14 protein-coding genes, 1 tRNA gene and 1 pseudogene are annotated in these 14,550 nt (G+C 63.4%); 6 read left to right on the forward strand and 10 right to left on the reverse strand.

Annotation, left to right across the window (positions count from 1 at the left end; translation table 11 throughout):
* Positions 1-16: 16 nt before the first annotated feature.
* From pheT to AAG793_RS01730, 4 genes are all read left to right on the forward strand, one after another.
* Positions 17-2,443, forward strand: a complete 2,427-nt coding sequence (gene pheT / locus AAG793_RS01715) for a phenylalanine--tRNA ligase subunit beta (RefSeq protein WP_341903164.1) — start codon at positions 17-19, stop codon at positions 2,441-2,443.
* A gap of 65 nt (positions 2,444-2,508) precedes the next feature.
* A complete protein-coding gene (locus AAG793_RS01720) occupies positions 2,509-2,847 on the forward strand; it encodes an integration host factor subunit alpha (RefSeq protein WP_341903166.1) in 339 nt (112 codons plus the stop codon).
* Positions 2,848-3,021: 174 nt separating this feature from the next.
* Positions 3,022-3,501, forward strand: coding sequence for a MerR family transcriptional regulator (locus AAG793_RS01725; RefSeq protein WP_341903169.1), 480 nt, complete (start codon positions 3,022-3,024; stop codon positions 3,499-3,501).
* 45 nt (positions 3,502-3,546) lie between these two features.
* Positions 3,547-3,623 (forward strand) — tRNA-Pro (locus AAG793_RS01730).
* 52 nt (positions 3,624-3,675) lie between these two features.
* On the opposite strand, the gene AAG793_RS01735 is transcribed toward AAG793_RS01730, so the two are convergent.
* From AAG793_RS01735 to AAG793_RS01775, 9 genes and pseudogenes are all read right to left on the reverse strand, one after another.
* Positions 3,676-4,872 (reverse strand): M20 aminoacylase family protein, encoded by a 1,197-nt coding sequence (locus tag AAG793_RS01735; RefSeq protein WP_341903171.1) that lies wholly within the window; start codon positions 4,870-4,872, stop codon positions 3,676-3,678.
* Positions 4,873-4,932: 60 nt separating this feature from the next.
* Positions 4,933-5,487: an NUDIX hydrolase gene (locus AAG793_RS01740; protein WP_341903173.1), complete on the reverse strand. Its 555-nt coding sequence runs from the start codon at positions 5,485-5,487 to the stop codon at positions 4,933-4,935.
* Positions 5,488-5,666: 179 nt separating this feature from the next.
* Complete coding sequence (locus AAG793_RS01745; RefSeq protein ID WP_341903176.1) at positions 5,667-6,719, reverse strand: TRAP transporter substrate-binding protein; 1,053 nt, start codon at positions 6,717-6,719, stop codon at positions 5,667-5,669.
* Between the two features lie 102 nt (positions 6,720-6,821).
* Complete coding sequence (locus AAG793_RS01750; RefSeq protein WP_341903179.1) at positions 6,822-8,141, reverse strand: TRAP transporter large permease; 1,320 nt, start codon at positions 8,139-8,141, stop codon at positions 6,822-6,824.
* Positions 8,138-8,620 carry a TRAP transporter small permease subunit gene (locus AAG793_RS01755; protein ID WP_341903183.1) on the reverse strand — a complete coding sequence of 161 codons (483 nt, stop codon included), beginning with the start codon at positions 8,618-8,620 and terminating at the stop codon, positions 8,138-8,140. Before AAG793_RS01755 ends, AAG793_RS01750 begins: the two co-directional genes overlap by 4 nt.
* A 222-nt stretch (positions 8,621-8,842) precedes the next feature.
* Positions 8,843-9,537: pseudogene (locus AAG793_RS01760) on the reverse strand (fumarylacetoacetate hydrolase family protein).
* Positions 9,534-10,616 (reverse strand): gentisate 1,2-dioxygenase, encoded by a 1,083-nt coding sequence (gtdA, locus tag AAG793_RS01765; RefSeq protein ID WP_341903185.1) that lies wholly within the window; start codon positions 10,614-10,616, stop codon positions 9,534-9,536. The pseudogene AAG793_RS01760 and the gene gtdA overlap by 4 nt, the downstream one beginning before the upstream one ends.
* 43 nt (positions 10,617-10,659) lie before the next feature.
* The gene (locus AAG793_RS01770) at positions 10,660-11,700 is read right to left on the reverse strand and encodes a tripartite tricarboxylate transporter substrate binding protein (RefSeq protein ID WP_341903188.1); all 1,041 of its coding nucleotides are present in this window, start codon (positions 11,698-11,700) and stop codon (positions 10,660-10,662) included.
* Positions 11,701-11,721: 21 nt separating this feature from the next.
* Positions 11,722-12,915, reverse strand: a complete 1,194-nt coding sequence (locus AAG793_RS01775) for a 3-hydroxybenzoate 6-monooxygenase (protein WP_341903190.1) — start codon at positions 12,913-12,915, stop codon at positions 11,722-11,724.
* 103 nt (positions 12,916-13,018) lie between these two features.
* On the opposite strand from AAG793_RS01775, the gene AAG793_RS01780 reads away from it, so the two are divergent.
* A complete protein-coding gene (locus AAG793_RS01780) occupies positions 13,019-13,465 on the forward strand; it encodes a MarR family winged helix-turn-helix transcriptional regulator (protein WP_341903192.1) in 447 nt (148 codons plus the stop codon).
* A gap of 45 nt (positions 13,466-13,510) precedes the next feature.
* On the opposite strand, the gene AAG793_RS01785 is transcribed toward AAG793_RS01780, so the two are convergent.
* Positions 13,511-13,813 carry an antibiotic biosynthesis monooxygenase family protein gene (locus tag AAG793_RS01785; protein WP_341903195.1) on the reverse strand — a complete coding sequence of 101 codons (303 nt, stop codon included), beginning with the start codon at positions 13,811-13,813 and terminating at the stop codon, positions 13,511-13,513.
* Between the two features lie 244 nt (positions 13,814-14,057).
* Here AAG793_RS01785 and AAG793_RS01790 point away from each other — a divergent pair, with 244 nt between their 5' ends.
* Positions 14,058-14,549 (forward strand): DUF1566 domain-containing protein, encoded by a 492-nt coding sequence (locus AAG793_RS01790; protein WP_341903198.1) that lies wholly within the window; start codon positions 14,058-14,060, stop codon positions 14,547-14,549.
* Position 14,550: the final 1 nt, after the last annotated feature.

Genomic DNA, 14,550 nt, shown 5'->3' on the forward strand with positions numbered 1-14,550 from the left:
AGCACAAGGTAAGACCATGCAATTCCCAGAGTCCTGGTTGCGCGAATTCTGCAACCCGCCCATCACCACCCAGCAACTGGCCGATACGTTGACCATGGCTGGTCTGGAGGTCGAAGAGCTCAAGCCGGTTGCGCAGCCTTTCACACACATCGTGGTGGGTGAGATCAAGGAGGCTGTGCAGCACCCGAATGCCGACCGCCTGCGCGTTTGCCAGGTGGATGTGGGGCAGGGCGCTCTGCTCAACATCGTGTGCGGCGCGCCCAACGCCCGCGTGGGCATCAAGGTGCCGTGCGCGCTGGTGGGCGCGGAACTGCCACCCGGCGAAGATGGCAAGCCTTTCCTCATCAAGGTTGGCAAGCTGCGCGGCGTGGAGAGCCAGGGCATGCTGTGCTCGGCCCGTGAGCTCAAGCTCTCGGAAGACCACGGCGGCCTGCTGGAACTGGCGACCGATGCGCCACTGGGCCAGGACATCCGCACCCATCTGCAACTGGATGACACGCTGTTCACCCTCAAACTCACGCCCAACCTGGCGCACTGCCTGAGTGTGTACGGCGTGGCGCGTGAGGTGTCTGCACTGACCGGTGCCCCGCTGAAAAAGCTGGAATTTCCAGCAGTGGCGGTGGCCGACAACACCCGCCTGCCGGTGAAGATCAGCGCGCCGGATCTGTGCGGCCGTTTTTCGGGCCGCGTGGTGCGCAACGTCAATACCCAAGCCGCGACGCCTGCATGGATGGTGGACCGTCTGTCACGCTGCGGTCAGCGCAGCGTGACAGCACTGGTCGACATTTCGAACTACGTGATGTTCGAACTCGGCCGCCCATCGCACATCTTTGACCTCGACAAGATTCACGGCGCACTCGATGTGCGCTGGGGTCGCCCCGGTGAGAGCCTGAAGCTGCTCAACGGCAACACCATCACCGTCGATGAGAAGGTGGGCGTGATTGCCGACGACCAGCAGGTGGAGTCGCTCGCCGGCATCATGGGCGGCGACGCCACGGCCGTGTCTGATGACACCCGCAACGTGTATGTGGAGGCCGCGTTCTGGTGGCCCAAGTCTGTCGCAGGTCGCTCGCGCCGCTACAACTTCTCGACCGATGCCGGGCACCGCTTCGAGCGTGGCGTGGACCCGGGTGAGACCGTCGCCCACATCGAGCGCATCACGCAGTTGATCATCGACATCTGCGGCACGCCAGAGACGGTGTGCGGCCCGATGGACGACCAGCAGGTCAACCTGCCGAAGGCCACGCCAGTGACCTTGCGCGTTGCCCGTGCGGCCAAGGTGATCGGCATGCCGCTGACCCAGGCCCAGTGCGTGGATGCCTTGCAGCGGCTGGGCCTGCCGCTCACCCAGGGCGAGGGCACAGTGACGGTCACGCCGCCGAGCTTCCGCTTTGACCTCCAGATCGAGGAAGACCTTATTGAGGAAGTGGTACGCATGGTGGGCTACAACCACCTGCCCGAGGTGCCGCCGCTGGCGCCCATCACCGCCAAGCTGCGGCCTGAAGCTGAGCGCAGCCCGTTTGCCGTGCGCCGCGCGCTGGCGTCGCTGGGCTACCAGGAAACCATCAACTTCAGTTTTGTAGAAGAGCGCTGGGAGCATGAACTGGCCGGCAACCCCAACCCCATCAAGCTGCTCAATCCGATCGCCAGCCAGATGAGTGTGATGCGATCCTCGCTGGTCGGTTCGCTGCTGCAGGTGCTCAAGTTCAACCTCGACCGCAAAGCCGCGCGTGTGAACGTATTCGAGATCGGCCGCGTTTTTCTGCGCGATGCGCAGAGCCAGAACACTGACACCACTGTGGCAGGCTTTGACCAGCCCATGCGCGTGGCGGGTCTGGCCTACGGGCCGCGGGCTGCGCTCAGCTGGGGCCAGTCTGACAAGGCCGTGGATTTCTTTGATATCAAGGGCGACGTCGAGGCGCTGCTCTCGCCACTGCAAGCTGAGTTCACGGCCGCATCCCATCCGGCCATGCACCCGGGGCGCTGCGCGCAGGTGAGCGTGGGCGGGCGCGCCATCGGGTACGTGGGCGAGCTGCATCCGCAGTGGCGCCAGGGCTATGAGCTGGCGCAGGCACCGGTGCTGTTTGAGCTGGCCCTCGATGCCGTGCTGCAGCGCCCGGTGCCGGCGTTCCAGCCTGTGAGCAAGTTGCAGGCGGTGGAGCGCGACATCGCGGTGATCGTGCAGGAGCGTGTGACGCACGCGGCGCTGATGGAGGCCATCCATGCCGCGCCGACGCAAGGTCGTCTCAAGGATGCGGTGCTGTTTGACATCTACAGGCCGCAGCAGGGCAGCACCAGCATGCAGATCGGCGAGAAAAGCCTGGCGGTGCGCTTGGTGCTTTCGGACGAGCTCGCTACACTGACTGACGAGGAGATCGAGTCGGCTGTGCAGGCAGTGCTGGCCAGCCTTGAAGCACGTGTCGGCGCCCGTTTGCGGGCCTGAAGCGCAGGGCCAGCGACCACCACGCCATCGACGACAAGAACAACAATCATCCGGAGCATTGCCCCATGGATTTTTCCGTAGAGAGCCTGGAAACCCCGGCGTTGACGAAAGCGCATCTGGCGGAGCTGTTGTTTGAGCAGATTGGCTTGAACAAACGCGAGTCCAAGGACATGATCGACGCGTTTTTCGACCTGATTTCGGACAGTCTGGTGGACGGAAACGACGTGAAAATTTCCGGGTTTGGCAATTTCCAGATCCGGACCAAGGCACCTCGACCCGGCCGGAATCCCCGCACCGGCGAGGCCATTCCGATTCAGGCGCGCCGCGTGGTGACCTTCCATGCCAGTCACAAACTCAAGGACCAGATTCAGGGGGATACGCCCCCGCCGGAATCAGCGTCCTAGCCGGTTGGGGTCTGTCTGCTGGGTCGCTTTGACTGTCGGCAGACACCCCGAAACGTGTAACTGGACGTCACGAGTGTGACGGAACAACACATTTCAAAAAACTGTGGTAAGTCTTTGCGCTAAGTTTCGACTTAGAGTAGATTTGGAGGTTTCCTCCTTAGCGCATTGATTTAATTGGAGAAAACTCTCCCCCCCATTCCCGCGAAGCGGTACTTCACCATCGGTGAGGTCAGCGACCTGTGCGGCGTCAAACCTCACGTGCTCCGATATTGGGAGCAGGAGTTCACGCAACTGCGCCCGATGAAAAGACGGGGCAACCGGCGCTACTACCAGCACCACGAGGTGCTGATGATCCGCCGCATCCGTGACCTGCTGTACGACCAGGGGTTCACGATCAGCGGCGCCCGCAACAAGCTCCAGGAAATCGTCCAGACCGAGCGCGACAAGCGCCGTAATGGTGAAGTCCGGCTCGACGGCATGGATGTGCTCGAGGTCAGCGACTCGATGCTGGAAGACTTTGGCGACTCATCCGACTTTGAAGACAGCGAGCCCGACATGACGGACGAGGCCGACGGCGGTGCCGCGCAGCAGCGCCTGCAACTGGTCCGGCGAGAGCTCTCCGAAATTCGTGATCTTCTGAGCGGTACTTACTGAGCCTGCCCGGTCTGTGGGTTGAGCCCGCGCTATAATTTGAGGCTTCGGTGTGTGGCGCAGCCTGGTAGCGCACTTGCATGGGGTGCAAGGGGTCGAAGGTTCGAATCCTTTCACACCGACCATATGAGTATCCAAGGGCGTCCGGTTTATCACACCGGACGCCCTTTTTTCATTTCAGATGTTTTCCGGTGCCAGCCATCGCTCCGCCAGCCGCACCCACAAGGTCGCACCCAGCGGAATCAGGTCGTCGTTGAAATCGTAGCTCGGGTTGTGCAGCATGCAGGGGCCGCCGCCATGGCCCATGTCGCGGTGGGTGCCGTCGCCGTTGGCGATGAACACATAGGCGCCAGGTTTGGCCTGCAGCATGTATGAAAAATCCTCCGCGCCCATGGTGGGTTCCTGCGGCAGCACGTTGTCTGCGCCGACGATATCCGTCATCACTTCGCGGATGAACGCCGCCTCTTGGGGGTGATTGATGGTGGGCGGGTAGTTGCGGACGAACTCGAAGTCGCATTCCGCATCGTGCGCCGCGCACAGGTGCTCGGCCACCTGCTTCATGCGCCGCTCGATCATGTCGAGCACCTCGATGGTGAAGGTGCGCACGGTACCCTGCAGCTCGCAGCTGTCGGGAGTCACGTTGGTGGCTTCGCCGGCGTGAATCATCGTCACTGAAATCACGCCTGCGTCCACCGGCTTTTTGTTGCGGCTGATGATGGTCTGGAAAGCCTGCACCATCTGGCAGGCCACCGGCACCGGGTCGATGCCGTTGTGGGGCAGGGCAGCATGGCCACCCTTGCCGCGCACCGTGATGCGGAACTCGTTGCTGGAGGCCATCACCGGGCCGCTGCTGGCGGCGAACTTGCCGACCTGCATGCCTGGCCAATTGTGCATGCCGAACACCGCGTCCATCGGGAACTGGTCAAACAGCCCGTCCTTGATCATTTCGCGGGCGCCGCCACCGCCTTCTTCGGCGGGCTGGAAGATCAGGTACACCGTGCCGTCAAAGTTTCTGTGCTTGGCAAAGTGCTGGGCGGCTGCCAGCAGCATGGCGGTGTGGCCATCGTGGCCGCAGGCGTGCATCTTGCCGGCGTGCTGGCTGGCATGGGCGAAGGTGTTGAACTCCTGCATCGGCAGTGCGTCCATGTCGGCGCGCAGGCCGATGGCGCGGCTGGAGCTGCCGTTTTTCACGATGCCGACCACGCCGGTGGTGCCCAGCCCGCGGTGAATCGGAATGCCCCACTCGGTGAGCTTTTGCGCCACCACATCGGCGGTTCGCACTTCCTCGAAGCACAGCTCGGGGTGCGCGTGGATGTCACGCCGGATGGCGGCGATGCTGGCGGCCTGGGTGACGATCGAATCAATGATTTTCATGGGAGTCTCCGAAGGTGCCTTGGGGCGTGAACTGGTGGGGTAATGGGTTGCTGCGCTTGTTCAGGCGATATCAAGCGTGTGAAATCCGAACTCGCCACGGCGCCTGTCGGCAAAGTAGCGTTCCAGCGTTTCCTTCACCGTTCTGAAGGCAATCTCGTCCCACGGGATCTCGGCCTCGGTGAACAGCCGTGCCTCGATGGTTTCATGCCCGGGATCGAACGCCGTGCTGAGCAGGCGGGCGCGGTAAAACAGGTGCACCTGGCCCACACGCACCACGTTCATGACGGTGAAGAGCCCCAGCATTTCAAACCTTGCGCCGGCCTCTTCGTCGGTTTCGCGGGCGGCACCTTCTGCTGTGGTTTCTCCGAGCTCCATGAAGCCGGCCGGAAGCGTCCATTTGCCCCAGCGCGGTTCAATGTTGCGCTTGCACAGCAGCACCTGCGCGCCATCGTCGCCCCAGGTGGGTACGGTGCCGACCACATTGAGCGGGTTCTCGTAATGCACCGTGTGGCACACGGTGCAGACGGCGCGGGGTTTGGTGTCGCCGTCGTCGGGCAGCCGGTAGACCACGGCCTTGCCGCATTCATGGCAGTGTTTGAGAGGCGGGCGTTGCATGAAATCAGTGTAGCGCCGGGGCGCGGCTGAGCGTTTCGGTGGGGCTATCCGTGCGGGGCCATGCTGCAAATGAAGAAGCAAAAAAGCAAAAAAGCAAAAAAGCAATAAACGAAGAAGCCGGGCTGAACCCGGCTTCTTCGTGCTGTACGCTGGCGCCAGGGACGCGCCACGCCGGGTCGTCAGGCCTTGGTGGTTTTGGTGTGCTTTTCGATCAGGCTACGGGCTGTGTCGAGCAGTTTCTTGCCGTCAAAGCCCTTCTTGTTCATGTCTTCCACCCACTCGACCTCCACGGCGCGCGACTTGCGGCGGAAGTCCTGCGCCTCGGCGGCGCTCACGGTGTAGATGGTGTTGCCCCGGTCGCTGGCACTCTTGCGGCCTGGGACGTCGTTGCCTTGCTGCACTTTGCCCAGCAGGGCGGATGTGACCATGCCCGAATTGTTGTCGATGACTTTCTTCAGGTCAGGCGGCAAGGCGTTGTATTTGGCCTTATTCATGGTCATCACGAAGGTGGTCGTGTACAGGCTGCCACCGGCCGGGTCGAACTCGGCGTGGAACTTGGTGAGTTCGTTCACTTTCACCGCAGGCACCACCTCCCAGGGGATCACGCAGCCATTGATGGTGCCCTTGCTGAGTGCGTCGGGAATCTGCGGCAGCGGCATGCCCACCGGCGTGGCGCCCAGATTGCCCATCAGCTTGGTGACTTGCCGGGTCGGGGCGCGAACCTTCAGGCCGCGCAAATCGGCGATGGAGCGCACCGGCTTGTCGGCGGTGTGAATCACACCCGGGCCGTGCACGTGCAACGCAATCACCTGGGTGTCCTTGAACTCGTCGACGGCCGCCGTCTGCACGTACTCCCAGAATGCTTTGGAGGTGGCTTCGGCGTTGCTCATCATGAAGGGCAGCTCGAAGGCCTCGATGCGCGGGAAACGGCCAGCGGTGTTACCGGGCAGTGTCCACACCACATCGACCACGCCATCCTTGGCCTGGTCGTAGAGCTGCACCGGCGTGCCACCCAACTGCATGGCGGGATAGGCCTCGAACTTGATGCGGCCGCCGGAGTCCTTCTCGACCTTGTCCATCCAGGGCTTGTGCATGCCCAGCCAGACATTGGACTGCGGCGACATGAAGGTGTGGAACTTCAGCGTCACCACCTGTTGGGCCATGCCGGTTAGGGCGGGTGTGCCAAGGGCGACGGCTGCGCCGGATTTGAGAAGCGTGCGACGTTGGATCATGGGGATCTCCAGTTAAGAGGGAACTACAGCAAATTTACGGCAGCGCAGGGCGCCTGCGTACCGGTGAATGCCCTAGCCGGGCATACCCTGCGCGCAGGCGTTTCAGGTGATGTACTTGACCAGCCACAGCGAAATACCGGGGAAAAACAGCAGAAGAAGGGTTCGCAGCGTGTCGCTGACCAGAAAAGGCATCACGCCGCGGTAGCTCTCGCTGATCGGCACGTCCTTGGCCATGCCGTTGACGACATACACATTCAGGCCCACCGGCGGTGCCAGCAAGCCGAACCCGACGGTCATCAGCACCATGATGCCGAACCAGATGGCGACGGACTCCTTGGGCATGCCGAAGTCGAGGCCCATCACCATCGGGAAAAAGATCGGAATGGTCAGCAGCAGCATGGACAGCTCGTCCATCACCGCACCCAGCACCACATAAAACAGCAGGATGGCGGTGACCACCATCAACGGCGACAGGCCCCAGCCGGAGACAGTCGCGGCCAGCTGGTTGGGCACCTGCGTCAGCGCCAGCGCCGAGTTCATCAGGTCGGCGCCGATGAAGATCAGGAAAATCATCGCGGCGCTCTCGGCCGTGGCGTAGAAGCACTGTGCGAACTTGGCCCAGGTCAGCTCCCGCTTCACCAGCGCGGCGAGCAGCGTTGCGGCGGCACCCACCGCTGCGCCTTCGGTCGGGGTGAAGTAGCCCAGGTAGATCCCGCCAAACACCAGCGCGAAGATCGCCGCAATCGGCACCACCCCCAGCACCAGTGCTGGGGTGACGGTTTCACGGTCGTCATCTACATCTGGTGCCTGTCCGGGCACGATGCGCACATAGATGGCGATGGCCGTCACATAACCGAGCATGGCGATGATGCCGGGCACCATGGCCGCCGCAAACAGCTTGGCAATATTCTGCTCGGTCAGGATGGCGTAGATCACCAGCGGTACCGACGGCGGAATCAGGATGCCCAACGTGCCGCCAGCCGCCAGCGTGCCGGTGGCCAGCCGGCCGGAGTAGCCGTGGCGCTTCATCTCGGGCAGGGCCACGCTGGTGATGGTGGCCGCCGTGGCGACCGAAGAGCCGCAGATGGCGCCAAACGCCGTGCAGGCCAGCACCGACGCCATGGCCAGCCCGCCCTTGAACCGGCCCATCAGGGCGGCGGCGAAGCGGAACAGCGCCTTGCTGATGCCGCCCTGCGTGGCGAAGTGGCCCATCAGGATGAACAGCGGAATCACCGACAGGTCGTAGCTGGCAAAGCGCGCAAAGGCTTGGGTGTTGAGAAAGCTCGCCAGTGGTGCCCAGCCGGTCTGGCTGACGTAACCGGTGGCGCCAGCCACAAACATCGCAATGGCGATCGGCACGCGCACCGCCATCAGGACCAGCATGATGCCGAAGATCAGCAGGGCCAGGGTGATCGGGTTCATGGGTGCGCCTTGCTGTTTTCTGCAAAGCCAAAGCAGGCCTGCCACAGCGCAATCACCACCGTCAGCACAAAGCCCGGCACCATGAAGGCATAGGTGATCCACTCCGGAAAGCCGAGGATCTGCGTCTCGGAGTTGGTGTTGAAGGAGTTGAGTCCACCCAGCGAGGTGCGCCAGGCCAGCAGCGCGAAGGTGGCGGCCAGCAGCAAGGCGCCCAGGCGATCCAGTCGGGCGTTGGTGCCGGGCGCGGCACGGCTGGTGAAGAAGTCCACGATGATGTTGCCGCGCCGCAGCTGGCAGAAGGGCATGAACAGCGCGATGGCAGCGCCAGCTGCCACACCGGTCAGTTCAAAGTCGCCGACGATGGTGGCGCCGGTGGTGTTGCGGCCGATCAGGCTGACGCAGGTCATCAGCGTGATGACGGTCATCAGAAGGCCTGCCAGGATGGCACTGGCCTTGGCCAGCGGTTCGAGCAATTTCAATGAGGTCTCCGTTGCGGTGCGAAGTAGGGATGCTTTTGGGGTTTCTGCCTGGTTCCGCTTCGACCAGTATTGGCCAGATTATCCGGGCCGCGCGTGACGCTGCGCGCGGGTTACCCCGGGGTGGAATGATTCAGCGCATCGCCAAGCCGGTATTTTGCGCGATGATCGGATCGTCTGCGCGCACTCCGCACCCGCGCGGGCTGGCCTGCGCCGACAGCGACTTCAGACGACCTTGACCGTTAGCGTGCCCAGACCCGCCACACCGCCGATCATGGTGTCGCCTGCCACAACGGCAGCGACGCCCTCCGGGGTGCCGGTATAGATCAGGTCGCCGGGCTGCAGCTCACAGGCCGCCGACAGGTGTTCAATGGTTTCGCCAATGTTCCATATCAGCTTGGAGACATTGCTCCGCTGGCGGTCTTTGCCATCCACCTGCACAAAGATTTCAGCTTGCGTCACGTCACCTGCCTGCGCCACCGGCGTGATGGGGCCGATGGGAGCGGAATGGTCAAACGCCTTGCCAATGCACCGCGGCCGGCCCTGCTTTTTCATCTCGCCTTGCAGATCGCGGCGTGTCATGTCCAGGCCCACGGCGTAGCCGTAGATGTGCTCGAAGGCATCCGCAGCCTTGATGTTCTTGCCACCAGTGCCGATGGCCACGACCAGTTCGATCTCGTGGTGCAGGTTTTTGGTGAGGCTGGGGTAGGGGATGGTGCCTGTGCTGCCAGCATCTACCGCCACGATGGTGTTGGCTGGCTTGAGGAAGAAGAAGGGTGGCTCGCGACCGGTGAATTCCATCTCCTTGGCATGCTCTTCGTAGTTGCGCCCACACAGCAAATGCGGTTGACCGGGAAGCGATCTTTCGAGGCCACCACAGGCACTGAAACCGTCGCGGGGGGTGTGACGACAAAACTCATGGCAACCTTTCCTCGCGGTGGATGCCCAGTGCCTGATGCACCGGGCGGTCGGAAAAGCTGAACAGCACGCAACCCGATGGCGAACGCAATTGCGCGGTGTGCCACGAGGGAATCACGAAGTGGTCGCGCGGACCAAAGTCAAAGGTCTGCACCGCTTCGCCCCGGGTGATGGTGACGCTGCCGCTGCCTTCCACGACGCTGAACACGGCGCCATCGGTCTGCCGGTAAGGCTTGCCTTGAAAGCCGGCGGGCAGGCGCTGCATGAAAGTGGCCATGGTGGGCATAGGGTAGCCGCCGGTGGCTGGATTCACATAGCGCAGTTTCACGCCATCCCACGCATCGATCTCGTCATGTGTCTCCAGCTGGTGCAGCGCCTCGCGGGTGCGGTCGTAGGGGTAGCTGAAGACCGGTGAGGTTGGACCAAACGGCGCATTGCGCTGGGCATCGAAGCGCACCGGCAGCATGTTGGCCCCGTAGCGCTGAAAGCTCACGCCCTCGGGTTTGGTCACCGGCTGCGATTTCGCGGTACCGTTCTCGGCGAAGCCAGCATCGAAGAACTGCAGCATCGGAATGTCGAGGCCATCAAGCCAGACCACCGGGCCGTCTGCCTCCATCGTGCCGTCGTGGCCATGGTCATGCCAGGTCCAGCTGGGGGTGATGATGAAGTCGCCCGGCTTCATCTGCGTGCGTTCGCCATCGACTGCGGTGTAGGCGCCATGGCCATCGACCACGAAGCGCAGTGCGCTCTGGGTGTGGCGGTGGCTGGGCGCTACCTCACCGGGCAGGATGACCTGTAGCCCGGCATACAGCGACTGCGTGATGCGCGACTGGCCGCGCAAGGCCGGGTTCTCCAGAATCAGCACGCGGCGCACCGCCTCTTCGGCGGTGATGAGCTCGCCCGACTGCATCAGATAAGGATGGATGTCAGCGTATTTCCACAGGGCGGGTTGGCAGTGCGTGTTGGGTGCCTTCGGCACCAGCGCATGCAGCACCTCCCACAGCGGCGTCATGTGCTGCGTCGAGATGGCGTCGTAGAACGCCTTTCGAGCGGCTGGTGGCGGGGGAAGGGTCATGTCCATGGTGGGCCTGTGTTGCGGTGTCAGAGGTCGCTCTAACGAAAGGTCATTCCAGCCGGATGCCGCGCGACTGGATGATGCCGCCCAGCAGGGCCGCTTCGTCCTTCACGCGCGCTGCCAGTCCTTCGGGCGAGGTGCCGGCCGCCTGCCAGCCCTGGTTGAACAGCTTTTGCCGCGTCTCGGCGTCACGGATGATGCGGGGAACCAGGTCGGCCAGCCGTGCTTTGGCGGCGGGGGACAAACTGGCCGGGCCGATCAGTGCAGTCCACACTTCCAGGTTGACATTCTTGACGCCGGCGTCGGCGAGCGGCGGCACCTCGGGCACCAGGCCGGACCGACCACCCGCCAGACCGATGGCCTGCAGCTTGCCCGAGCGGACATGCGGCATCGCCACGCCCGGTGCGATCAGCGCCATCTGGATTTGGCCGCCCAGCATGGCGGTCACCACCTGCGGCGTGCCGGGGAAGGGAATGTGTTCGGCAGCCAGACCCGGCACCCGGCTCTTGATCAGCTCCATGCCCAGGTGGGCGACCGAGCCGTTGCCCACTGAGGCGTAGTTCCACTGGCCACCGGCCTGTCGCGCCGCTGCAAAAAAGTCGGCGCCACCCGGCAGGTTGGCCGGTGCCACCATCACCAGCGGTGCGGTCGTCAACAGCGAGAGGTAGGCGAAATCGCGCGCCGGGTCGTAAGGCAGCTTGGGGTACAGCTGCTTGGCTGAAGTCAGGTTGCCGTTGATGACCACCCCCAGCGTGTGGTCGTCGCTGGCCTTGGCCACCAGATCGGCCGCAATGTTGCCCGACGCGCCCGGTCGGTTTTCAACGACCACCGGCTGGCCCAGTGCTTTCGCCAGTGGCTCGGCGAGGGTGCGTGCCGCCATGTCGGGCGTGGTGCCGCCGGGGAAGCCGACGATGATTTTGACCGGCCGGGTGGGCCACGCCGCCGCAGACGCACTGGAGGCAGAGCCGCTCTGGGCCCATGCCACGGTCGGCGCGCCAATGGCGGCACATGCCGCGAGCAATCCGGCGCAGAGCGTGCGGTGAGAGCGGAGGACGTTCAAAGGCGATCGGAGCGCGCGAGGAGGAGTCATGACTGTTCCCTGCAAAAGCCGTTATTGGAACAGTTTTGAGGGCTCGATTCCGTCGTACATCCACTTCAGCCCGGCAAAGCCCGCGCTTTCGGTGCCGCTCTGGAACATCTGGTTGCGCAACTCCCGCTGCACACCGGCCGCATGGTAGATGTCGCCATAGAAGCGGGCGGTGAGCTGCACACGCCCGGTTCGCAGGTACCGGGCCTGCTGGTACTTCTGGAAAGCCAGCGTCACGTTGTCGCGGGTGAAGCGTAGCGCCTCGCGCAGCACCACCGCGTCTTCAATGGCCTGGCCGGCGCCTTGCGCGAGGTACTGCAGCATCGGGTGCGCTGCATCGCCCAGCAGGGTCACGCGGCGGTCGGTCCAGTTCTTCACCGGCTCGCGATCGCACAGCACCCACATCTTCCAGGTCTCGATCTTGCCCAGTAGCTCGCGCACCTGCGGGCAAGCCAGCGCGAAGCGTTCGTTCAGCTCGGTGGTGTCGCCAAAGGTGTTCCAGCCTTCGTCGTACTTGTTGCTGTGGAACACCGCCACCAGATTGAAGAGCTCGCCGCGCCGCAGCGGGTAGTGCACCAGATGGGTTTTCTCGCCGCCCCAGAGCGTGACATCGTCGCTCCACAGGTGCGCAGGCACTTCCTCGCGCTTGAGCACGGCGCGGTAAGCAATGTGGCCAGACACACGCGGCTTGCCGTCGCCCACGATGGTCTCGCGAATCCGGCTCCACATGCCATCGGCGCCGATCAAGGCGGCCGCCTGCAAGGTTTCGCCACCCGCCAGCTGAACGCTCACCGTGTCGTCGGTCTGGGTGAAGGATTCCACCCGGGCATCGGTGCGCAGGGTGACGTTGGCCTGCGCCTGGCAGGCGTGCAGAAACACCTGATGCAGATCGGCGCGGTAAATCACGCCATAGGGGAAGCCGTAGGTTGCGCGGGCAATGTCGCCCAGCGCCACGCGGACCACCTTTTCGCCAGTCCGCACGTCATTCATGCCCAGACCGGGCGGGAAAAATGCCACCCGGTTGACGGCCTCGGTGAGCCCGAGGTAGTCGAACATGCGAAAGATGTTGGGCCCCAGCTGAATACCCGCGCCAATCTCTCCAAAGCTGGGTGCCTGTTCCAGCACCGTGACCGGGTGACCGTCCTGCGCCAGCACCAGCGCCGCCGCCAGGCCGCCGATGCCGCCGCCGGAGATGAGAAAGGGGGATTTCTGAGCCATGCTGTAGGGACGGGGTGAGAAGAAAAGGGAATCTTGGGATCGATGATAAGTATGCTTACGATATATCTTCTTGGGACATACCCTGACCGTTTAAACTCCCGCCATGGCTAAAAGTTTCAACTTCAGCGAGGCGCCGGGGCACCTGATCCGGCGGGCACAGCAGCTGGCCGTGGCCATCTTCATGGAGGAGACGGCCGCTTTTGACGCGACCCCTGTGCAGTTTGCCATTCTCAATGCCCTGATTGACGACCCCGGCGAGGACCAGATCACGCTGTCGGGCCGGGTGGCTTTTGACCCGGCCACGTTTGGTTCGGTGATCGGCCGGATCGAGGCCAAGGGCTGGGTCAAGCGCGAAGCCGACCCGAGCGACAAGCGCCGCAAGTTGCTGTGGATCACGCCAGAGGGTGAGCAGGTCGCCCTGCAGATGAAGCGTGCTGCCACCCGCGCCCAGCAGCGCATTCTGAGCCCGCTGGACGCCGAAGAGCGCGTTCAGTTTTCCCGGCTGCTGAGCAAGCTGGTGGTCGGGCACGTCAACGCCACCAAAGACTGACCGGCGCCTGAGTCAACTGGTGCCAGTGACGGCGCCGTATGCGCGTCAGGCCGACTTGGCCAGCAGCTCGAAATGCTCCACCGTCGGCGGGCCCGCAAAGAACGGCCCGACGATGGCGCGCCAGTCGGCAAAGGCGGGTGACTGGCGGAAGTCCACCGTGTGGTTCTCCAGCGTTTCCCAGAAAATCTGCAGGATGTAGCGCTCCGGGCTTTCAATGCCCTTGTTCACCTTGTAGCCGTGAAATCCTTTGGATTTGGAGATCACGGTGTCAATGCCGCGCTGGATCGCTTCGTCAAAAGCGGCTTGCTGGCCAGGGTGGATGCGGATGTCGGCGAGTTCGAGAATCATCAGGGGTCCTGCTGTGGTTTCGGTTGAAGGGGCCCAACTGATGCATCTGATGCGTCTGATGCCTGCTGTGACCCCGCGATGATTGTGACAGTTGTCACCGTGGCCGTGGCCTCAGCCGACGTGTCTTTCGGCGCCAGCCGGGTAAGTAAAACCCGCTAGGTATCAGTCCTATGCAGGGCCGGTGGCAATCTCTCTAGCATGGGGGCATCGGGCAAGACCCCGCCTGTTCTGATGGAGACCTCCCTTGCAATACCTTCCCCTTTCGTTCGCCGCTGCAGCCGCCCTGGTGGTGATGTCGTTCTCTCCCGGCGCTCTGGCGCAGGGGCGTTACACCGTCTCGGCAGATGAACAGGAAGTGACCGACAGCAAGACCGGCCTGATCTGGCGCCGATGCGCCGAGGGCATGACCTGGAAGGGCCGCACCTGCACCGGCAAGGCGGGCTTTTACAACCACTCGGAGGCCACTGCGCGCGCCAAGGCGGCATCGTCTGCTACCGCCGAGTGGCGCCTGCCCATCCTCAAGGAACTCTCCAGCATCGTGGCGGTGCGTGAGGCCGAAGAGGGCAAGGCAGCGATTGACCCCAATGCCTTCCCCGGCACGCCGGTGGCCCGTTACTGGACGGCCAGCAGCAGCGGCCCAGGCTATTTCACCTATGTGGGTTTCAGCGATGGCGGTGCGGGGGAAAGCCCGCGTTCCGCGCCCGGTGCGCTGCGACTGGTTCGCAACGCCAAGTGAG

Source organism: Polaromonas sp. YR568 (assembly GCF_943372955.1).
Classification (GTDB): domain Bacteria; phylum Pseudomonadota; class Gammaproteobacteria; order Burkholderiales; family Burkholderiaceae_C; genus Polaromonas.